Here is an 18816-nt window from a genome sequence, read left to right on the forward strand (position 1 = left end):
ACAGTAGGTCGCGTAGCACCGGCCGGAAGGGTCGGCGCTGCGCCGAGGGCGAACGGCGTCAGCCCCGGGCAGCGGGTCCTTCCGGCCGGCCGTCGTCGCCCCGCGGCGGCTCGATCGCCAACGGCCGGCGGCGCAGGCTGTCCAGCACCTCGGCGCCGGGCTCCCGGTCGACGAGCTCCGCGGGGCTGTCGGGTACCTCGGGCGCGGCCTCGTCGGGGTCGAAGCTGCGGGGCAGCTTCTTCAGGTGCCCGGACATGGACTTCACCAGCAGGGCCACGGCGATGAGCAGGACGACGATCAGCAGCAGGCCCAGCGGACCCGCCTTGCCGATGTCCTCCGGCAACTGCGGTTCGGCGGCCAGGACGGCCTCGACGGCGGTGCTCATCGGACCCCCACCTCGCTGCGCAGGCCGGCGAACAGGTCGTCCTCGGGCACGGGGACGTCGACCAGCGAGCGGGCGAGCTCGTAGTCCTCGGTCGGCCAGATCTGCTGCTGGGTCTCGATCGGGCAGGCGAACCAGCGGCCGAGCGGGTCGATCTGGGTGGCGTGCGCGATCAGCGCGGCGTCCCGGACGGAGAAGTACTCCGCACAGGGCACCTTCGTGGTCACCCGGTGCGAGATGTCGCGCGCGGGATCCCAGTTGGCCAGCCACTCGGTGTAGGGCGATTCCGCCCCCGTGGCCAGGATCGCCTCGTGCAGCGCCTTGGTCCGGGGCAGCGAGAACGTCATGTGGTAGTAGAGCTTGCTCGCCTGCCACGGCTCGCCGAGCTCCGGGTACCGGTCGGGGTCACCCGCGGCGTCGAAGGCGTACATCGAGACCTCGTGGGTCTTGATGTGGTCGGGGTGGGGATAGCCCCCGCGCTCGTCGTAGGTGGTGATCACCTGCGGCCTGAACCGGCGGATCAGCGCCACGAGCGGTGCGGCGGCCTCCTCGAGCGGCACGAGGGCGAAGCATCCCTCCGGCAGCGGGGGCAGCGGGTCGCCCTCGGGGAGGCCGGAGTCGACGAAGCCGAGGAACTCCTGCTCGATCCCGAGGATCTCGCGGGCCCTGGCCATCTCCTCGACCCGGATCTGGGGCAGCCGCTCCCAGACCTCGGGGCGGTCCATCGCGGGGTTGAGCACGGAGCCGCGCTCGCCACCGGTACAGGTGGCCACCATGACGCGCACGCCTTCGGCGACGTACTTGGCCATGGTGGCGGCGCCCTTGCTCGACTCGTCGTCCGGGTGGGCGTGCACGGCGAGCAGGCGCAGCTGGTCGGGTCGGGTCACCGGAGCATTGTCCCCCGTCCCGCCGGAGAGCCGGCGGACCGTCCCGCAGCCGCCGCCGGGACGACGCAGATCAGTGCCCTGGACGGGTGAAATGTGCTGCTCGTCACGCCCGGTCCGGTACCGTTCCGCAACTCTGGAGCTGCCCCGCGGATCCGTGCATCCGGCCTCCGCGCGGTGTTAGCTTGGCCGTTCGACCATCGGCCGTCCCCGTTCGGGGGCGGCCTCCCGATTCTCAGGAGTCCGTCGTGTCCACCCCCACTGACGAGCAGGACCAGGGCGTCTGGCTGACCCAGGACGCCTACGACCGGCTGAAGGCCGAGCTCGACCAGCTGGTGGCGAACCGCCCGGCCATGGCCGCGGAGATCAACGCCCGCCGCGAAGAAGGCGACCTCAAGGAGAACGGCGGCTACCACGCCGCCAAGGACGAGCAGGGCAAGCAGGAGGGCCGGATCCGTCAGCTGACCGACCTGCTGCGCAAGGCCCAGGTCGGCGAGCCCCCGACGACGGCGACCAACGCCGCGCTGGGCACCGTGATCACCATCAAGTTCGCCGGTGACGACGAGACCGAGAAGTTCCTGCTCGGCTCGCGCGAGATCGCCGGCACCACCGACCTCACCGTCTATTCCCCCGAGTCGGCCCTGGGCTCGGCGATCATGGGTGCCGCCCCGGGTGCGACGGTGACCTACCAGACGCCCAACGGCCGCGACATGACCGTCGAGGTCGTCGGCGTCGAGCCGTTCGTCCCCTGACCCGCCGGTGACCCGTTCCCGTCGGGCCGAGAACACCGGGTTCGCCTGCGTGCACTGCACGACCCCGGTGCCCGCGAACACCGACGGGCACTACCGCAACCACTGCCCGTACTGCCTGTGGTCGCTGCACGTCGACGACCTGCCCGGGGACCGGGCGAGCGAGTGCCGGCAGCCCATGGAGCCGATCGGGCTGGTGGAGAAGTCGGGCAAGGGCTGGCAGGTGGTGCACCGCTGCACGGCGTGCGGCCACCGCCAGCCCAACCGGCTGGTCCGCGAGGGCGAGTCGCCCGACGACCTGGACCTGGTGCTGTCGCTCCCCTGGCTGTGACCGGGTCCTGCGCTCAGCCCCCGAGCACCGGGTCGGTGATCCCGTCGCGGCAGGCCAAGCCCTCGACGTCCCATCCGGCCCGGGTCGCCCCGGCGAGGTACGCCGCCTCGAGGAAGGCCAGCACCGCCGCTCGCGGGTCGTCGGCGGCCCGGGCGGCGTCGTAGGGCAGGACGGCCAGATGGCTGCCGCCGCGCTCGAGCCAGGTCGCGCCCTCCGGGAGGGGGGCATCGGCCAGGCCGGCGGGCTCCGGAGCGGTGTAGGAGTAGAAGGCCGGCTCGGGGAACGTGGGATCGCCGAACCAGAAGCCCGAGCTGACGACCTCCCGGGAGTACGCCTCCCGGGTGACGGGATCGGCGCCGTCCGCAGGTGGCACGACCCGGTCGGAGAACCGGGTGACCGCGATGTCGAAGGTGTGCCAGAAGTGGTGCACCGGGCTGGTCTTGCCGGAGAACCGGCCCGCGAACTCCTCGAGGACGAGGTTGACCTGGCTGAGCACCTGCCAGTAGCGGGTCACCGCGGCCGGGTCGTACGTCGCGTGCTCGGTGTCCTGGGCGAAGGGTCGGTCGGCGTCGGGCAGGTCGAACGGACGGGCCGAGCCGATGTCCACGCCGCGGACCCCGACCGCGGCCAGCGCGCTCTGCAGTTCGCCGTGGAAGTCGGCCACGGACCGGCCGACCATGCCGAAGGATGCCCGCCGGCCCGCCACGGTGCTCACGTCGACCCGGTGGTCGAGCAGGTCCAGGTCGATGGTGAAGGTCGGATCCAGCCCCATCGGCCGGGTCGTGATGCCCCGGCCGGACAGGTGGAAGGGCACGTTCCACCAGTGATTGCGCCGGGGGCTGGCGAGCAGCCGGACACGGCCGACCACCTGGGCGAACCGGTGCACCGTCGCCAGCGTGTCCGACCACCCCGCGTACGGGACCGGCGGGAAGAGCTCCATGCGATGACCTCCACGGGACGGGCGGGCCGCCGGTGCGCGGGACACCGGGGACCGGGAGGAGCTGCCTCCTCCCGGCCGATCATGCCCGTGCCGGGAAAGCTGCGGCGCCGGGGCCTGGCCCTGGATCCCCCAGCCGGCCGCGAGACCCGGCGGCCGAGGGTGAACCGGGGTTCGGCGTCGCGGGCCGTGGCAATCCTGGCCGTCGGCGCACCGGGCGCCCTGGCCTCGGCGCATGCCAGCGCTCGTCCCGCCTGTCCTCACCGGGCTGCCCGAGTAGCAGCCCACCCTGCAGGCCGGCGATCTCACCCTGCGTCCATGGCTCGCCGAGGACGCGCCGCGGTATTGGACGGCTCCCTGGACACGGGGAACGGGGGTGGCGCCCGCCGCCGTCGAGGCCGTGGCGGCCTGGCGTTCGACCTCGGCCTGCAGCGCCTGGAGCTCCAGCACTCCACCCGCAATCGGGCCTCGTGCCGCGTGGCGGAGAAGACCGGCTTCGACCTCGAGGGGACCAAGCGGCGGGCCGGCTTGCACCAGGACGGATGGCACGACATGCACCTCCATGCCCGCCTCGCCTGACCGATGCCAGTGGGCCTCCCCGGCGATCACCTCCGCACGGTCAGCCACGCGCGGCGGTCCGTAGGTTGGACGCCGTGCCGAGAACCGTGGTGACCGTGCTGTCCGTGCTCGTCGTCGGGGCGGCGCTCGGCGCCAGCGGCTGCTCGCTGCAGGAACGGGTCTGCAGCTCCGGCGAGTACCCGGTCCGCACGACGGACTCCACGGACGGCGGTCTGGCGTGCGTCCCCGACGGCGAGGAGCCCCCGGCCGGCTACGAGCGCTTCCCCGCCGGCCAGGTCCCGGAGTTCGTCGACGACGTGTACCCGGACTAGGACGACCGCCCTTCCCCGGACGCCGTCAGGCCGGGGCCAGGCCTCTGCGACGCAGGAGCGGGGCCGGGTCGGCGTCGCGACCGCGGACGGCGCGGAAGGCCTCGAGCGGGTCGACCGAACCGCCGACGGCGAGCAGCTTCTGCCGGAAGGCGTCGCCGTTCGCGCGGGTCAGGCCGCCGTTCTCCCGGAACCAGTCGACGGTGTCGGCGTCGAGCACCTCCGACCAGATGTAGGAGTAGTAGCCGGCCGAGTAGCCCCCCGCGAAGACGTGGTTGAAGTACGTGGTCCGGTAGCGGGGCGGCACGAGCTCCGAGGCGACGCCGGCCTTCTCCAGCGCCTCCCGCTCGAACTGCACCGGGTCGCCGATCTCGGCGTCGGGCGGGATCCGGTGCCAGGCCTGGTCGAGCAGCGTGGCCGCCAGGTACTCCAGCGTCGCGAACCCCTCGCCCCAGAGGCGGGCGGCGTCGACCGCCTCGACGACCGCAGCGGGGAGCGGCTCACCGGTGTCGACGTGCCGCGCGTAGTGGGCGAGGACCTCCGGCCACGTCGCCCACATCTCGTTGACCTGACTGGGGAACTCGACGAAGTCGCGCGGCACGCTGGTGCCTGCGAACCGCGGGTAGGTCACCGCCGAGCTCAGGCCGTGCAGCGCGTGCCCGAACTCGTGGAACAGCGTGTCGACCTCGTCCAGCGTCAGCAGCGCCGGCTGGCCGGCGGGCGGACGCGAGACGTTGAGGTTGTTCACGACGACCGGCAGCGTTCCGAGCAGCCGCGACTGGGTCACGAAGGAGTTCATCCAGGCGCCGCCGCGCTTGCCCTCGCGGGCGTAGTAGTCACCCAGGTAGAGCCCCAGCGCGGACCCGTCGGCGTCGGAGACCTCCCAGACGCGCACGTCGGGGTGGTAGCCGGCCAGGTCGGGGCGCGGGGTGAAGCGGAAGCCGTAGAGCAGTTCCGCCGCGTGGAAGACCCCGTCGAGGAGCACCCGGTCCAGCTCGAAGTACGGCCGCAGGGCGGCGGTGTCGACGGCGTAGCGCTCGGCGCGCACCTGCTCGCTGTAGAACGCCCAGTCCCACGGCGCCAGCTCCACGCCGTCGCGGGCGGCCGCCTCCGCGAGCACCTCGGCCTCGGCCTGTGCGTTGGCCACCGACGCCGGCACCATGGAGGCGAGCATCGCGTCGACCGCCTCGGTGGTGCGGGCGGTCTGGTCGGCCAGCACCAGGTCGGCGTGCGTGGCGAAGCCGAGCAGGCGTGCCCGCTCGGCCCGCAGCCTGGCGACGCGCACGGCCACCGGCCCGTTGTCGTGCTCGCCGGAGGACGCCCGGCCCACCGACGCCTCGTGCACCCGGCGGCGCAGGTCGCGGTTCCGCAGCTTGGCCAGCAGCGGCTGCCGGGTGGGCAGCAGCAGGGGCAGCAGCCAGCCCTCGATCCCGCGGTCGGCCGCCGCGGTCCGTGCGGCGTCGATCTCCTCCGCAGCGAGCCCGTCCAGCTCGTCGACGTCGGTCACGTGCACCGCCGCCGCCTCGGTGGCCAGCTGCAGGTTCTGCCCGAAGGTCGTGGACAGGCCCGACAGCTCCTGGTTGAGCTCGGTGAGCCGCGCCCGGCCCGCGTCATCGAGCTGGGCGCCGGCCAGCAGGAAGTCCAGGTGGTAGCGCTCCACCAGGCGGACCGACTCGGCGTCGAGCCCCAGGTCGTGGCGCGCCTCGTGCACGGCCGCGATACGCCCGAACAGCGCGGGGTCCAGCCGCAGTGCATCGGAGTGCGCGGCGGCCAGGGGCGCGATCTCGCGCTCGATCTCCCGCAGCCGGGGCGTGGAGACCGACGAGGTCAGGTTGCCGAACACGCCCCACGCACGGGCGAGCAGGCGGCCGGAGCGCTCCATCGCGACGACGGTGTTCTCGAAGCCCGGCGGCTCGTCGGACGCCACGATCGCCGCTACCTCCGCGCGCTGCTCGGACATCCCCGCCACCAGGGCCTCCCGGCAGTGCTCCGGAGTGATCTCGCCGAACGGCGGCAGACCGAACGGCAGCGGCGAGGGGCGGAACAACGGATTGGCGGGGGTCACCGGTGCGGTGTCTGCGGCGCTCATCAAGGCCCATCCTGTCGCTCCCGGACCGACCCCGCTGCGGCGGGCGGTCCGGGAGCGCGCATGGGCCGCGACAGACGGGTCAGCGCGCGGCGGTGCGGCGGTAGGCGCGCACCGACAGCGGCACGAACACGGCCAGGATGACCGCGGTCCACAGCAACGTGTAGAGCACCGGGTTCTGCAGCGGCCAGGCCTCGGACACCGGCGCCCCGGGGACCGTGTTGCCGAACAGCTCCCGCGCCGCCTGGACCACGGTGGACACCGGGTTCCACTCCGCGAAGACACGCAGCACCGAGGGGAAGGACTCCAGCGGCACGAAGGCGTTCGACGCGAAGGTCAGCGGGAAGATCACCATGAAGCTGGCGTTGTTCACGACCTCCGGTGTGCGCACCAGGAGCCCGACCAGCGCCATCAGCCAGCTGACCGCGTAGGCGAAGACGAGCAGCAGGAGGAACCCGCCGGCCGCCTCGAGCACCGAGGAGTTGATCCGCCAGCCGACCGCCAGCCCGGTCAGGGCCATCACCGTGATCGAGATGACGTTCAACCCGGCGTCGGCGACCGTCCGGCCGATGAGCACCGCCGCGCGCGACATCGGCAGCGACCGGAACCGGTCGATGAGCCCCTTCTGCAGGTCCTCGGCGATCGAGGCGCCGGTGACCGTGGACCCGAAGACCACGGTCTGGGCGAAGATGCCCGGCAGCAGGAACTCGGCGTAGTTGATGCCGTCCGGCAGGTTGATGGCGCCGCCGAAGACGTACCGGAACAGCAGCACGAACATGATCGGCGACAGCGTTGCGAACACGATCAGGTCGGGCACCCGCTTGACCTTGATCAGGTTGCGCTTGGTGATGACGGCGCTGTCGGTCAGCGTCGCGGCGAGGCTGCTCATCGGGTTCCTCCGGTCACGGCCGGTTCGACCGGCTGCTCGTCGTCAGGTACGACCTCCTCGGCCACGCGGCCGGTGAGGGCGAGGAACACGTCGTCAAGGTCGGGCCGGCGCAGCCCGACGTCGACGATCTGCGCGACGGAGCCGTCGAGCCGGTGCAGCGCCTCCGCCAGGACCTCGGCGCCGCCGCTGACCGGCAGGGACAGCCGCCGGCCGGCGACGTCGACCTGCGGCTCGTCGACCGCCAGCGGCCGGAGCTCCGCCACCATGGCCGGCAGCACGGCGGCGTCGGTGACGGTGAACTCCAGGCGCTGCCCACCCACCTGGGCCTTGAGCTCGTCGGCGGTGCCGCGGGCGATGACCGTGCCGGAGTCGATGACCACCATCCGGTCGGCCAGCCGGTCGGCCTCCTCCAGGTACTGCGTGGTGAGGAGGATGGTCGTGCCGCCGTCGGCGAGCTCCGCGATGAACTCCCACATCGCCAGCCGGCTGCGCGGGTCGAGGCCGGTCGTCGGCTCGTCCAGGAAGAGCACGCGCGGGCGGTTGATCAACGAGGCGGCGATGTCCAGCCGGCGGCGCATGCCGCCGGAGTAGGTCTTCGCCGGGCGGTTCGCCGCGCCCGTCAGGTCGAACCGCTCCAGCAGCTCGCCGGCCCGGCTGCGGGCCTGGGCCTTGGACAGCCGGTACAGGCGGCCCACCATCTCCAGGTTCTCGTAGCCGGTCAGGTACTCGTCGACGGCGGCGTACTGGCCGGTGAGCCCGATGGCGGCCCGGACCGCGTCGGCGTCGCGCACGACATCGAGCCCGGCGACCTGCGCACGCCCCGCGTCGGGCTCCAGCAGCGTGCTCAGGATGCGCACCACCGTGGTCTTCCCGGCACCGTTGGGGCCGAGCAGCCCGAGCACCGACCCCTCGGTGACGGTCAGGTCCACTCCGTCGAGGGCGGTGGTGGCACCGAAGCGCTTCACCAGCCCCTCGACCACGATCGCGTCGGTCATGCGGGCGACCGTAGGGCCGGGTACCGACACTTCCCGACGCTTCTTCGCCGACGGCGGAGGAACGGACGGCGGCGAGCGCGCAACGGATCCATGCAGACGGTGACCGGCGAGGAGCCGCGAAGTCATCGGCCGTGCGGTGTCCAGCGCCGAGGCGAACGGTTCGGGCCCCGTTCCCGCCGCGAGCGTCGTACCGTTCCTGGGGTGACGGACACCACCGGCGTCGCTGCCGGACCGACCACCCCTTCCCCCGCTGCCACGACGTTGGGCGAGCTGCGCGCGAGCGGCGCCGTGCCCCGCCCCGTCAAGGCCGAGATCCGTGCCAACCTGCTCGCCCGCCTCGGCCGCGGCGAGCCCAGCCTGCCGGGCATGGTGGGGTTCGAGGACACCGTGCTGCCCGAGGTCGAGCGGGCCCTGATCGCCGGGCACGACCTGGTGCTGCTGGGCGAGCGCGGCCAGGGCAAGACCCGGCTGATCCGCACGCTCGTCGGCCTGCTCGACGAGTGGACCCCGGTGCTGACCGGCAGCGAGCTCAACGAGCACCCGCTGGCCCCGATCAGCGTCTGGGCGCACCGGCAGATCGCCGAGCACGGTGACGCCACCCCCGTGGGCTGGCTGCACCGCAGCGAGCGCTTCGGCGAGAAGCTGGCCACCCCCGACACCAGCGTCGGCGACCTCATCGGCGACGTCGACCCGATCAAGGTCGCCGAGGGACGCACGCTCGGTGACCCGGAGACCGTCCACTACGGCCTGGTGCCGCGCACCAACCGCGGCATCTTCAGCGTCAACGAGCTCCCGGACCTCGCCGAGCGGATCCAGGTGGCGCTGCTGAACGTCCTGGAGGAGCGGGACATCCAGATCCGCGGCTACCGCGTCCGGCTGCCGCTGGACCTGCTCCTGGTCGCCAGCGCCAACCCCGAGGACTACACCAACCGCGGCCGGATCATCACCCCGCTCAAGGACCGCTTCGGCGCCGAGGTGCGCACCCACTACCCGATCGAGCTCGCCGACGAGATCCGGCTGCTGCACCAGGAGGCGCAGACCTCCGCCCTGGGCGGCGACGGCCAGAGCGCCCCCCTCGTGCCCGACCACCTGGTCGAGATCGTCGCCCGCTTCACCCGACTGGTCCGCGAGTCGACGCACGTCGACCAGCGCTCCGGCGTCAGCGCGCGCTTCGCCATCGCCGGCCTGGAGACCGTGGCGGCCTCCGCCGTCCGCCGGGCGGCCATCGCCGGGGAGAGCCGGCCCGTCGCCCGCGTGGTCGACCTGCCCAGCGTCGTCCCCGCCAGCCGCGGCAAGATCGAGTTCGCCGACTCCGGCAGCGACAACGACGACGGCAGGGAGCTGGAGATCCTCGACCACCTCCTCCGTCAGGCGACCGCGCAGACGTTCCGCGCCCGGTGCGCGGGCCTGGACCTCACCGGCCTGCAGGAGCACTTCACCGGCGGGGAGACGGTGGAGTCCGGTGAGCTGGTGAGCGCACCGGCCCTGCTCGGGCAGCTGGGCACGATCCCGAAGCTGGCCGAGCTGCTGGGCCGGCTCGGCGTCCCCGAGGGCGACCAGTCCGCCGAGCAGGCCGCAGCCGCGGTGGAGTTCGCCCTGGAGGGCCTGTACCTGACCCGGCGGCTGGCGAAGGACACCGACGGCGGCCGCACGATCTACGGGGCCTGAGATGACCACCCGCCGGGGCCCGAAGGGGTACCGCTACGGACGCTGGCGCGGCGGGCCCGACCCGCTCGCGCCGCCCTACGACCTGGCCAACGCCGTCGACGAGATCGGCGACTCCGTCCTGGGTGGCAGCGGGGTGCGCGAGGCGCTGCGCGAACTGCTCCGCCGCGGCGCCGAGGGACGCCGCGGCCTGGACGAGCTGCGGCGCTCGGTCCGCGAACGGCTGCGCAAGGCGCGGACCGCGGGCCGGATGGACGGCACGCTGGAAGAGGTCCGCGAGCTGCTGGACCGGGCGCTCGAGGCCGAGCGCCGGGCGCTGTTCCCGGATCCGGACGACGCCGCCCGGCTGGCCGAGGGCGAGCTCGACGCGCTGCCCGAGGACACCGCGGGCGCGGTGCGCGCGCTCAAGGACTGGCAGTGGCGCTCCGACGAGGCGCGGCAGGCCTACGACCAGATCCAGGATCTGCTCCGCCGCGAGGTGCTCGACAGCTCCTTCGCCTCGATGAAGCAGGCGCTGGAGAACGCCGGCGAGCAGGACATGCAGGCGATCAAGGACATGGTCGCCGACCTCTCGCAGCTCGTCGACGCGCACAACCGTGGCGAGGACACCGACGAGCGCTTCGCCGACTTCATGGACAAGCACGGCCAGTTCTTCCCCGACGACCCGCAGACGGTCGAGGAGCTCATCGACTCCCTCGCCCGCCGCGCCGCGGCGCAGGAGCGGATGATGGCCGGGCTCTCGCCCGAGCAGCGGGCCGAGCTCGCCGACCTGATGGCCCAGACCATGGAGGACATGGGCCTGGCCAGCGAGATGGCCCACCTCGGGGACGCGCTGCGCCAGGCGCGCCCCGACCTCCCCTGGGGACGGCGGGGGCAGGTGCCCGACGGCGAGCAGGCCCTGGGCATGGGCGACGCCACCTCCGCCGTGGCCGAGCTCGCCGACCTCGAGGCGCTGTCCAACCAGCTCTCGCAGGGGTACGCGGGGGCCTCGCTGGCCGACATCGACGAGGAGCTGCTCGAGCGCGCGCTCGGCCGGCCCGCCGTCGACGACCTCGCCGCACTGCGGCAGATGGAGACCGAGCTCGAGCGGCAGGGCTACCTCAACCGCTCCGGCGGCAAGCTGGAGCTCTCCCCCAAGGCCGTGCGCCGGCTCGGGGCGACCGCGCTGCGGCGGGTCTTCGCCCAGCTAGACGCCGCCGGCCGCGGCGACCACGACGTCGCCGACGCGGGCTCGGCCGGCGAGCTCACCGGCAGCTCGCGCGAGTGGCGCTTCGGCGACGAGCAGCCGCTGGACGTCGTCCGCACGGTGAAGAACGCCGTGCTGCGGACGGCGCACGAGCCGCGCTCCGACGACAGCCGCCGGGTCCGGATCGCCGTCGAGGACTTCGAGGTCGTCGAGACCGAGCGGCGCACCGGTGCGGCGGTCGCGCTGCTGGTCGACCTGTCGTACTCCATGGCGCTGCGCGGCACGTGGGGGGCGGCGAAGTCGACCGCGATGGCCCTGCACTCCCTGGTGACCACCCGATTCCCGCAGGACGCCATCGAGATCATCGGGTTCGCCTCGACCGCCCAGGTGCTGGCACCGTCGACGCTCGCGGAGCTCTCGGTGGACACGCTGCAGGGCACCAACCTGCAGCACGGCCTGATGCTGGCGCGGCGGTTCCTGGCCAAGCACCACGATGCCGAGCCGGTCGTCCTGGTGGTCACCGACGGCGAGCCGACGGCGCACCTGGAGGACGACGGGACGCCGTTCTTCTGCTGGCCGCCGATGCCCGAGACGATCGCGCGCACCGTCGCCGAGGTGGAGCGGGTGGCGCGGTCCGGCGCCACGGTGAACGTGTTCGCCTTGGATCCGGACCCGGGACTGGTGCACTTCGTGCACGACCTCACCGAGCGGGCCGGCGGACGGGTGTTCACGCCCGACAGCGACCGGCTCGGCGAGTTCGTCGTCGCCGACTACCTGCGCGCCCGGAAGGGACGCCGCACCCGCTGACCGCAGGCGGACAGCGGACAGGGGCGTGGTGACCGGGAGGACGACCGGCCTCGTCGTCGGCGAGGCCACCGCGGAGGCGACGTACCCGCTCTGGCGGGACGTCCTCCGCGACGGGCGTCCCGACGCACGGCCGGCGGACCCTCCGGGCACCCTCCACCTGGCCGCCCGGACCGCAGACGGATGCGTCGTCGGTGTCGTCCGCTTCGTCCCTGCCGCCTGCCCGTACCGGCCGGGAGCCCGTACTACCGCCTGGCAACTGCGCGGCATGGCCACCGATCCGTCGGTGCGGGGCGCGGGCGTGGGGCGCGCCCTGGTGGAACAGGGGCTGGCGCGGGTCGCAGCCCACGGCGCAGATCTCGTCTGGTGCGACGCGCGCACCACCGCGGTCGGCTTCTACGTCCGGCTGGGCTTCACCGTGGTCACCGACGAGCAGGACAAGCCCGGCATCGGCCCACACGTCGGGATGGTCGTCCCCGCCGCCGTCAGCTCGGCCCGGACGGGGCCACGCTCGAGCTGATCCCGGGGATGCGGCCGGCGCGGAAGGCGTCGACGAAGAGTCGGAAGTCCTCCTGGGTGCGCCGGGCGTAGGAGTGCGCGAACCCGACCAGGTCGTCCACGAACTCCTGCCGGCGTCCGCCGAGCATGGCCACGATCGCCTCCTCGGTCTGGAAGGGGACCAGCGCGTGGTCGCTGTCGGCGTCCCCGACGCAGTGCAGCTTCGCCGTCGCGCGCCCGAGCTGCTCCAGGACCGGCCGGATGTCGGCGGGCTCGGTGAGGTCGTCCCAGTCCAGGTCGAGCTCGTAGGGCGACAGCTCGGCGACGACGAAGCCCGTCCGCCGGATGTCCGTGTGACCCAGGAACTGGGAGGCGTGCGACTGCAGCGCCCGCCGGCTCACCGCTGTCCGGTGCCCCTCGTGCTCGAAGTACCCGCGGATCTCCGGGTCGTCGACGATCCGGCTGGGCGCGGGCACGTTGCCCTGCTTGATCGACAGCACGACGTCGTTCTCCAGCGCCTCGTCGTACCCCTCCAGCAGCACGTTGTAGGCGGGCAGCCCGGCGCTGCCGATGCCGAAGCCGCCGGTGCCGATGAGGTCCTTGACCTCGTAGGCCACCTCCCGCCGCCACGGCCGAGGGGGCAGCGTGGCCTTGTACCGCTCCAGCGCCTCGAGCACCTCGGCGTGCTCGGCGTCGCCCAGCCGCCGGTTGCGCGGGGAGTCGGCGAAGCGCCGTTCGTCCTCCTCGATCACGGTCATCCGCTGCAGCAGCCCCAGGCGGGTGCGGGTGGCCGTCGCGCGGATCAGGTCGTGCACCGCGCCGTGGGTGTTGCCGGCGACGAGGGCGAACTCCCGGTCGGCATCCGAGCGGGTGAAGGCCTCCACCTGGTCGAGCCAGGCGTCGAGGTAGACGGCCAGCAGCTCGCCGATCACCTCGTCGGAGAAGGCCTTGCGCCAGGCCATGAGGGCGAAGCTGGCGGCGAAGCGCCGCAGGTCCCAGCTGACGTGGCCCAGGTAGGCCTCGTCGAAGTCGTTGACGTCGAAGACGATCCGGCCGTTGGCGTCCATGTAGGTGCCGAAGTTCTCCGCGTGCAGGTCACCGTGGATCCACACCCGCGACGTCCGCTCGTCACACCAGCGGTCCTCGCTGGTCGCCATGTCCGCGTAGAACAGGCAGGCGCTCCCCCGGTAGAAGGCGAACGGGTCCGCGGCCATCTTGCGGAACTTGGTGCGGAAGGCGTCGGCGTCGGCGGCCATCAGGTCGGCGAACGCGTCGACCAGGACGTCGACGATCAACCGGCTCCGCTCGTCATCATCTGTGGACTGGGTCACACCTGAGGGGGAGAGGGCCACAGCTTGCACGGTAGGCGGTCGATAACCTCGGTGGGCACGACCGCGATCGGCCCTGACGACGACCGGGAGGAGGCACCGTGATCCGAGCGAGCGCAGCCCGCCGGCTGGCGACCGGCGCCGCCTACGGCGGTGGCGGGGTCACCCTGGCCGGCGCCCTCCTGGTCACGCTGCTCCGCGAGGAGGCCCGCGCCGCGCGGCGGCGCGTGGACGCCCGGCGGGAGCCGGATCCGCCGTCGGGCAACGGCGTGTACGGCCGGGGGCGCGGCACACCGATCTCCTTCACCGTGCTCGGGGACTCCAGCGCCGTCGGTCTGGGTGTCGACCGCGCCGCCCAGACACCCGGTGTCCTCATCGCCTCGGCGCTGGCCGAGCTCGCCGAGCGGCCCGTGCGGCTCACCCGGCTGGCCGTGTCGGGCGCGAAGTCCCCCGAACTGGACGCGCAGGTCGATGCCGCGCTCGAGGAGCGGCCCGATGTCGCGCTGATCATGATCGGCGCCAACGACGTCACCAGCCGGACCCGCCCGGCGGTCTCCGTCCGCCACCTCGGGGACGCGGTCCGGCGGCTCACCGCCGCCGGCGCCGAGGTGGTCGTCGGCACGTGTCCCGACCTCGGCACCATCCGGCCGATCGGCCAGCCGTTGCGCACGCTCGCCCGCCGCTGGAGCCGGCAGATGGCCGCCGCCCAGACCATCGCCGTCGTCGAGGCAGGCGGCCGCACCGTCTCGCTGGGCTCGGTGCTCGGGCCCACCTTCGCCACCGACCGCTCGCTGTTCAGCCGGGACGAGTTCCACCCCAGCGCGTACGGCTACGCGCACGCCGCGGCGGTGATCCTGCCCTCGGTCGCCGACGCGCTCGGCGTCTGGCCGGCCGCCGCCGACCGTCGGCGCGGACCGCTGCGGCGGGAGTCCGTGCGTCCGGTCGCCAGCGCCGCCGCGCGCGCCGCGAGCCGCACCGGCAGCGAGGTCCAGCCCGCCGACGTCGCCGGGCCGGGACCGGAGCCCGGCGGCGGCTGGGCGCTGCTGCGCCGTCGCCGTCGCCAGGAGATCCCCGCCGTGGACCAGGTGGAGCAGCTCGAGCAGGCGGAGCAGGAGTCGGTTCCCGGCTGAGGCTCCGGCAGTGACGCGGGCCACAGAGCGGACGCTCGTGTGCCGCGGCTCATAGCGCGCGAAGGGGCGGGGGTAACTTCAAGGGCGACCCGACGTCCGGCGATCGCGGCCGGACCCCCTCATCGTGGAGGATTCATGCCCGAAGCAGTCATCGTCTCTACCGCCCGCTCCCCCATCGGCCGCGCCTTCAAGGGCTCGCTGAAGGACATGCGCCCGGACGACCTCGCCGCCACCATCGTGCGCGCCGCCCTCGACAAGGTGCCGGCGCTCGACCCCCGTGACATCGACGACCTGATCCTCGGCTGCGGCCTGCCCGGCGGTGAGCAGGGCTACAACATGGGCCGCGTCGTCAGCGTCCTCATGGGCATGGACCACCTGCCCGGCACCACGATCACCCGCTACTGCTCCTCGTCCCTGCAGACCACCCGCATGGCCATGCACGCCATCAAGGCCGGCGAGGGCGACGTCTTCATCTCCGCCGGCGTCGAGATGGTGTCCCGCTTCGTGAAGGGCAACAGCGACGGCCTGCCCGACACGAAGAACCCGGTCTTCAACGAGGCGCAGGCCAAGGCTGCCAAGGCCGCCGAGAGCGGCGCGGACACCTGGGTCGACCCGCGCGACGGCGGCGACATCCCGGACGTCTACATCGCCATGGGCCAGACGGCCGAGAACCTCGCGCTGATCAAGGACGTCTCCCGCCAGGAGATGGACGAGTTCGCCGCCCGCAGCCAGAACCTGGCCGTGGAGTCGATCGACAACGGCTTCTGGGCGCGGGAGATCACCCCCGTCACGACGCCGGACGGCACCGTGGTCAGCCAAGACGACGGCCCCCGCCGCGGCACCACCGTCGAGGGTCTGTCCGGCCTCAAGCCGGCCTTCCGCCCCGACGGCCGCGCCACCGCCGGCAACGCCTGCCCGCTGAACGACGGCGCCGCCGCCGTGGTCGTCATGAGCGACACCAAGGCCGCCGAGCTGGGCCTGACCCCGCTGGCCCGGATCGTCTCCACCGCGGTCACCGGCCTCTCGCCGGAGATCATGGGCTACGGCCCGGTCGACGCCTCGAAGCTGGCCCTCAAGCGCGCGGGCATGAGCATCGACGACATCGACCTCGTGGAGATCAACGAGGCCTTCGCCGCTCAGGTCATCCCGAGCTACCGGGACCTGAACATCGACATCGACAAGCTCAACGTCAACGGTGGCGCCATCGCCGTCGGCCACCCGTTCGGCATGACCGGTGCCCGCATCACCGGCACGCTGATCAACGGCCTGCAGACCCGCGACAAGACGTTCGGTCTCGAGACCATGTGCGTCGGCGGCGGCATGGGCATGGCGATGGTCATCGAGCGCCTCTCCTGATCCAGCGCTAGAACGCACAGCGGCCCGGCCCCTCAGGGGGGCCGGGCCGTTGTCGTTCCGGGCCGACCTGCATGTCGGCCGGGACAGAACAGTGGCCCCGCCCCCTCGCGGGGACCGGGCCACTGTCGTGTCGTGCGGGTTCAGCTCACTCGCGGAAGTAGCTGAGCAGACGCAGGATCTCGATGTACAGCCAGATCACGGTCAGGAGCAGACCGAAGGCGATGTACCAGGCGAACTTCGCCGGGGCACCGCGACGGATGGCCTCGTCGGCCATGTCGAAGTCCAGCAGCAGGAAGAACGCCGCGATACCGATCACGACCAGGCTGAACAGGATCGCCGGCGTCCCACCGGAGCGCAGACCCAGACCGTCGCCGCCGCCGATCAGCGCGGCACCGAAGTTGACCAGCATGAGCACGAGAGCGCCGATACCAGCCGCCAGGACCCACTTGGTGAGCTTCGGGGTGACCCGGATGGCGCCGGTCTTGTAGACGACGAGCATCCCGGCGAACACACCGAAGGTGCCGATCAGCGCCTGCACGACGATGCCGGAGTACTGCTCGTTGAACATCTCGCTGATCGCGCCGAGCGCGACGCCGTAGAGCGCACCGTAGGACAGCGTGGCGACCGGGTTGGCGATCTGCTTGAACGCGATCACCAGACCGAGGACGAAGGCCACGAGCACGGCGGGGATGGCCAGTCCCAGGGCGAGGTCGTCGGGGACCATCGCCCAGGTGACGGCCGCCGAGAGCACGGTGACCAGGAAGGACAGCCCGGTCTTCTGGACGACGTCGTCCATCGTGAGGTACTGCGTACCGGTCGCCGCGTAGGGCGACGGCGCCGCGTAGGGGTCGTGCGGGGCAGGGGCGCCGTACTGGCCGGGCGCGCCGTACTGGGGCTGGGCGCCCCAGGCCGCGTTCTGGCCGTTGCCGGCGCCGCCGAGGCCCTTGAACGCCGGGTTGCTGCTGGGCATCGTCATCTCCTCGAGGTGACCGCTGGATCGTGGCGTACACGGTGGTGCACTCCACTCGGTCTGGTCAACGCTCCGGCGGGCCGAGTAGTTCCGGCGTGTCGCACCTGTTACCCCCGGTCGTCCAGGGCGTTCCGCTGGTGCCCCCGGTCGGGTTCGAACCGACGCTGGAACCCTTTTAAGGGGTCTGCCTCTGCCAGTTGGGCTACGGGGGCGCTTCGATCTGCGGTTGCCTGGCCTGCACGCTAGCGCCGCCGGGTCAGTGGGCCGAGCCGGCCAGGTCCGTCGCCCGGGTGAGGACGGCGTCGAGCATCGGCTCGGTGAGCTTGCCGGTGAAGGTGTTCTGCTGGCTGACGTGGTAGCTGCCCAGCACGGTGAGCGGCCCGCGCGGTCCCGCCAGCTCCACTTCGGCCCCGTGCCCGAAGACCGGGCGGGGCCGCGGGATCGCGTAGCCGGCGGCGGCCAGCACCGGCCACAGCGCCGTCCACCCGAACCCCCCGAGCACCACGACCACCCGCAGCCGCGGCAGCAGGTCCAGCTCGCGGGCCAGCCACGGGGAGCAGGTGTCGCGCTCCTCGGGGGTGGGTGAGTTGCCCGGCGGGGCGCAGCGCACCGCCGCGGCGACCCGCACGTCGGTCAGCTCCAGGCCGTCGCCGAGGTGCGTCGACGTCGGCTGGTTGGCCAGACCGGCCCGCCAGAGCGCGGCGAAGATCCAGTCCCCGCTGCGGTCGCCGGTGAACACCCGCCCGGTGCGGTTGCCGCCGTGCGCGGCCGGGGCCAGGCCGACGACGGCGATGCGGGCGTCCGCGGGACCCAGCCCGGGCACCGGCCGGCCCCAGTAGTCCTCCTCGCGGAACGATGCGCGCTTCACCCGCGCGACCTCCTCGCGCCACGCCACCAGCCGCGGGCAGGCGTAGCAGCCGGAGATCCGGTCGTCGAGGACGGTGAGCTCGCGGGTGGCGCGGGCGCCACGCACCACCCCGGCGGGGGTCCGGGTGACGGGAAAGCCTCCGGCGTCGACTGCCACGCCCCGAAGCAGATCAGACGACCGGTGCGGCCGGCGCACGAGGTCCGGCACGATGCGGAGATGGACGGCGACGCGCGACGCAGCGGAACCGGTGCCGCGCCGGGCGACGAGCTGCTGATGCTCTACCGGTACCGGGACGGGCGGGTGCAGGCTGCCCTCCCGTCCGCGTGGTCGACGTCTCCCCCGACCGGCCGGTGACCTGGCTCGCTGCCGGGACGCCGATCAGGTACTGGGCCCTGCACGACGGCCGTGACCCCCGTTCCGTCCCGGTGGACGCCCGCTTCACCCAGCCGCTCACGACGGCGCCCCGCGCCTGGCGAGGTGGCGGGGTGCTGCGCGTGGTCACCCCCGGGGTCCCGTTCCAGGTGATGCACTTCTGGGACCCCACGGGCAGGTTCGCCGGCTGGTACGTGAACTTCGAGTCCCCCGTCGTGCGCACCGGCGACCGGCTGGAGGCCGTCGACTGGTTCCTCGACCTGTGGCTCGATCCCGACCGCACCGCCACGTGGAAGGACGAGGAGGAGGCGGCACGCGCGGTGCTCGCCGGTCTGCTGGCACCCGAGGACCTGGCCGCCGCTCGCGCAGCGGGACAGCGCGTCCTCGACGACGTCGACGCGTGGCTGCGGCTCGTCGGCGACTGGCGCGACTTCGCCCCCGACCCGACCTGGACGCCACCGCCGCTGCCCGCCGACTGGGAGTCCTGACCTCGGGCGGT

The 18816-nt window shown here is 73.0% G+C and carries 20 protein-coding genes and 1 tRNA gene; 11 read left to right on the forward strand and 10 right to left on the reverse strand.

All coding sequences use genetic code 11. The annotated features are described in order from the left end of the window. Nucleotides 1-58: 58 nt before the first annotated feature. Nucleotides 59-385 (reverse strand): hypothetical protein, encoded by a 327-nt coding sequence (locus ACI793_RS04435; protein ID WP_456605151.1) that lies wholly within the window; start codon nucleotides 383-385, stop codon nucleotides 59-61. After that, nucleotides 382-1269, reverse strand: coding sequence for a mycothiol conjugate amidase Mca (mca, locus tag ACI793_RS04440; RefSeq protein ID WP_456605152.1), 888 nt, complete (start codon nucleotides 1267-1269; stop codon nucleotides 382-384). The genes ACI793_RS04435 and mca overlap by 4 nt, the downstream gene beginning before the upstream one ends. Nucleotides 1270-1514: 245 nt before the next feature. Here mca and greA point away from each other — a divergent pair, with 245 nt between their 5' ends. Together greA and ACI793_RS04450 are read left to right on the forward strand one after the other, a co-directional pair. Next, nucleotides 1515-2018 carry a transcription elongation factor GreA gene (greA, locus tag ACI793_RS04445; RefSeq protein ID WP_456605153.1) on the forward strand — a complete coding sequence of 168 codons (504 nt, stop codon included), beginning with the start codon at nucleotides 1515-1517 and terminating at the stop codon, nucleotides 2016-2018. 7 nt (nucleotides 2019-2025) lie between these two features. Further along, entirely contained in the window at nucleotides 2026-2346 is a 321-nt protein-coding gene (locus ACI793_RS04450; RefSeq protein ID WP_456605154.1) for an RNHCP domain-containing protein, read from the forward strand. A gap of 13 nt (nucleotides 2347-2359) precedes the next feature. On the opposite strand, the gene ACI793_RS04455 is transcribed toward ACI793_RS04450, so the two are convergent. Then, a complete protein-coding gene (locus tag ACI793_RS04455; protein ID WP_456605155.1) occupies nucleotides 2360-3286 on the reverse strand; it encodes a DUF5996 family protein in 927 nt (308 codons plus the stop codon). Between the two features lie 315 nt (nucleotides 3287-3601). On the opposite strand from ACI793_RS04455, the gene ACI793_RS04460 reads away from it, so the two are divergent. Continuing rightward, the gene (locus ACI793_RS04460; protein WP_456605156.1) at nucleotides 3602-3862 is read left to right on the forward strand and encodes a GNAT family N-acetyltransferase; all 261 of its coding nucleotides are present in this window, start codon (nucleotides 3602-3604) and stop codon (nucleotides 3860-3862) included. A 74-nt stretch (nucleotides 3863-3936) separates the two neighbouring features. Further along, the gene (locus ACI793_RS04465; protein ID WP_456605157.1) at nucleotides 3937-4173 is read left to right on the forward strand and encodes a hypothetical protein; all 237 of its coding nucleotides are present in this window, start codon (nucleotides 3937-3939) and stop codon (nucleotides 4171-4173) included. Between the two features lie 25 nt (nucleotides 4174-4198). Here ACI793_RS04465 and ACI793_RS04470 read toward each other — a convergent pair whose 3' ends face one another. The 3 genes from ACI793_RS04470 to ACI793_RS04480 all read right to left on the reverse strand — a co-directional run bounded on the left by ACI793_RS04470 (nucleotide 4199) and on the right by ACI793_RS04480 (nucleotide 8140). Beyond that, nucleotides 4199-6259 (reverse strand): M3 family metallopeptidase, encoded by a 2061-nt coding sequence (locus tag ACI793_RS04470; protein ID WP_456605158.1) that lies wholly within the window; start codon nucleotides 6257-6259, stop codon nucleotides 4199-4201. A 79-nt stretch (nucleotides 6260-6338) separates the two neighbouring features. Next, entirely contained in the window at nucleotides 6339-7145 is an 807-nt protein-coding gene (locus tag ACI793_RS04475; protein ID WP_456605159.1) for an ABC transporter permease, read from the reverse strand. Further along, a complete protein-coding gene (locus ACI793_RS04480) occupies nucleotides 7142-8140 on the reverse strand; it encodes an ATP-binding cassette domain-containing protein (protein WP_456605160.1) in 999 nt (332 codons plus the stop codon). The genes ACI793_RS04475 and ACI793_RS04480 overlap by 4 nt, the downstream gene beginning before the upstream one ends. A 201-nt stretch (nucleotides 8141-8341) precedes the next feature. On the opposite strand from ACI793_RS04480, the gene ACI793_RS04485 reads away from it, so the two are divergent. Genes ACI793_RS04485 through ACI793_RS04495 form a run of 3 tightly spaced genes read left to right on the forward strand, consistent with a single transcriptional unit; the run spans nucleotide 8342 to nucleotide 12315 of the window. Beyond that, nucleotides 8342-9808 (forward strand): sigma 54-interacting transcriptional regulator, encoded by a 1467-nt coding sequence (locus ACI793_RS04485; protein WP_456605161.1) that lies wholly within the window; start codon nucleotides 8342-8344, stop codon nucleotides 9806-9808. Nucleotide 9809: 1 nt separating this feature from the next. Next, nucleotides 9810-11798 carry a VWA domain-containing protein gene (locus tag ACI793_RS04490; RefSeq protein ID WP_456605162.1) on the forward strand — a complete coding sequence of 663 codons (1989 nt, stop codon included), beginning with the start codon at nucleotides 9810-9812 and terminating at the stop codon, nucleotides 11796-11798. Nucleotides 11799-11823: 25 nt separating this feature from the next. Continuing rightward, complete coding sequence (locus ACI793_RS04495) at nucleotides 11824-12315, forward strand: GNAT family N-acetyltransferase (RefSeq protein WP_456605163.1); 492 nt, start codon at nucleotides 11824-11826, stop codon at nucleotides 12313-12315. Here ACI793_RS04495 and ACI793_RS04500 read toward each other — a convergent pair. After that, nucleotides 12281-13645, reverse strand: a complete 1365-nt coding sequence (locus ACI793_RS04500) for a DUF2252 domain-containing protein (protein ID WP_456605164.1) — start codon at nucleotides 13643-13645, stop codon at nucleotides 12281-12283. The two genes, ACI793_RS04495 and ACI793_RS04500, sit on opposite strands and share 35 nt — an antisense overlap. Nucleotides 13646-13722: 77 nt before the next feature. On the opposite strand from ACI793_RS04500, the gene ACI793_RS04505 reads away from it, so the two are divergent. Then, complete coding sequence (locus tag ACI793_RS04505; RefSeq protein ID WP_456605165.1) at nucleotides 13723-14751, forward strand: SGNH/GDSL hydrolase family protein; 1029 nt, start codon at nucleotides 13723-13725, stop codon at nucleotides 14749-14751. Between the two features lie 135 nt (nucleotides 14752-14886). Beyond that, nucleotides 14887-16107: an acetyl-CoA C-acetyltransferase gene (locus tag ACI793_RS04510; RefSeq protein ID WP_456605166.1), complete on the forward strand. Its 1221-nt coding sequence runs from the start codon at nucleotides 14887-14889 to the stop codon at nucleotides 16105-16107. Between the two features lie 145 nt (nucleotides 16108-16252). Here ACI793_RS04510 and ACI793_RS04515 read toward each other — a convergent pair whose 3' ends face one another. From ACI793_RS04515 to ACI793_RS04525, 3 genes are all read right to left on the reverse strand, one after another. Next, complete coding sequence (locus ACI793_RS04515) at nucleotides 16253-17077, reverse strand: Bax inhibitor-1/YccA family protein (RefSeq protein WP_456605167.1); 825 nt, start codon at nucleotides 17075-17077, stop codon at nucleotides 16253-16255. 135 nt (nucleotides 17078-17212) lie between these two features. Beyond that, nucleotides 17213-17289: transfer RNA gene (locus ACI793_RS04520), tRNA-Leu, on the reverse strand. Nucleotides 17290-17333: 44 nt separating this feature from the next. After that, a complete protein-coding gene (locus tag ACI793_RS04525) occupies nucleotides 17334-18101 on the reverse strand; it encodes a uracil-DNA glycosylase (RefSeq protein ID WP_456605168.1) in 768 nt (255 codons plus the stop codon). Nucleotides 18102-18161: 60 nt separating this feature from the next. Between ACI793_RS04525 and ACI793_RS04530 the strand changes: the two genes are divergently transcribed. Then, the gene (locus ACI793_RS04530) at nucleotides 18162-18299 is read left to right on the forward strand and encodes a hypothetical protein (RefSeq protein WP_456605169.1); all 138 of its coding nucleotides are present in this window, start codon (nucleotides 18162-18164) and stop codon (nucleotides 18297-18299) included. Further along, the gene (locus ACI793_RS04535; protein WP_456605170.1) at nucleotides 18269-18805 is read left to right on the forward strand and encodes a DUF402 domain-containing protein; all 537 of its coding nucleotides are present in this window, start codon (nucleotides 18269-18271) and stop codon (nucleotides 18803-18805) included. The genes ACI793_RS04530 and ACI793_RS04535 overlap by 31 nt, the downstream gene beginning before the upstream one ends. Nucleotides 18806-18816: the final 11 nt, after the last annotated feature.

It is taken from the genome of Blastococcus sp. SYSU DS0617, from assembly GCF_054051075.1.

Bases quoted from the DNA above. Each gene is read 5' to 3' on its own strand.
- ACI793_RS04435 (WP_456605151.1), bottom strand. From the start codon at position 385: ATGAGCACCGCCGTCGAGGCCGTCCTGGCCGCCGAACCGCAGTTGCCG.
- ACI793_RS04455 (WP_456605155.1), bottom strand. From the start codon at position 3,286: ATGGAGCTCTTCCCGCCGGTCCCGTACGCGGGGTGGTCGGACACGCTG.
- ACI793_RS04460 (WP_456605156.1), top strand. From the start codon at position 3,602: ATGGCTCGCCGAGGACGCGCCGCGGTATTGGACGGCTCCCTGGACACG.
- ACI793_RS04470 (WP_456605158.1), bottom strand. From the start codon at position 6,259: ATGAGCGCCGCAGACACCGCACCGGTGACCCCCGCCAATCCGTTGTTC.
- ACI793_RS04475 (WP_456605159.1), bottom strand. From the start codon at position 7,145: ATGAGCAGCCTCGCCGCGACGCTGACCGACAGCGCCGTCATCACCAAG.
- ACI793_RS04480 (WP_456605160.1), bottom strand. From the start codon at position 8,140: ATGACCGACGCGATCGTGGTCGAGGGGCTGGTGAAGCGCTTCGGTGCC.
- ACI793_RS04490 (WP_456605162.1), top strand. From the start codon at position 9,810: ATGACCACCCGCCGGGGCCCGAAGGGGTACCGCTACGGACGCTGGCGC.
- ACI793_RS04510 (WP_456605166.1), top strand. From the start codon at position 14,887: ATGCCCGAAGCAGTCATCGTCTCTACCGCCCGCTCCCCCATCGGCCGC.
- ACI793_RS04515 (WP_456605167.1), bottom strand. From the start codon at position 17,077: ATGCCCAGCAGCAACCCGGCGTTCAAGGGCCTCGGCGGCGCCGGCAAC.
- ACI793_RS04530 (WP_456605169.1), top strand. From the start codon at position 18,162: ATGGACGGCGACGCGCGACGCAGCGGAACCGGTGCCGCGCCGGGCGAC.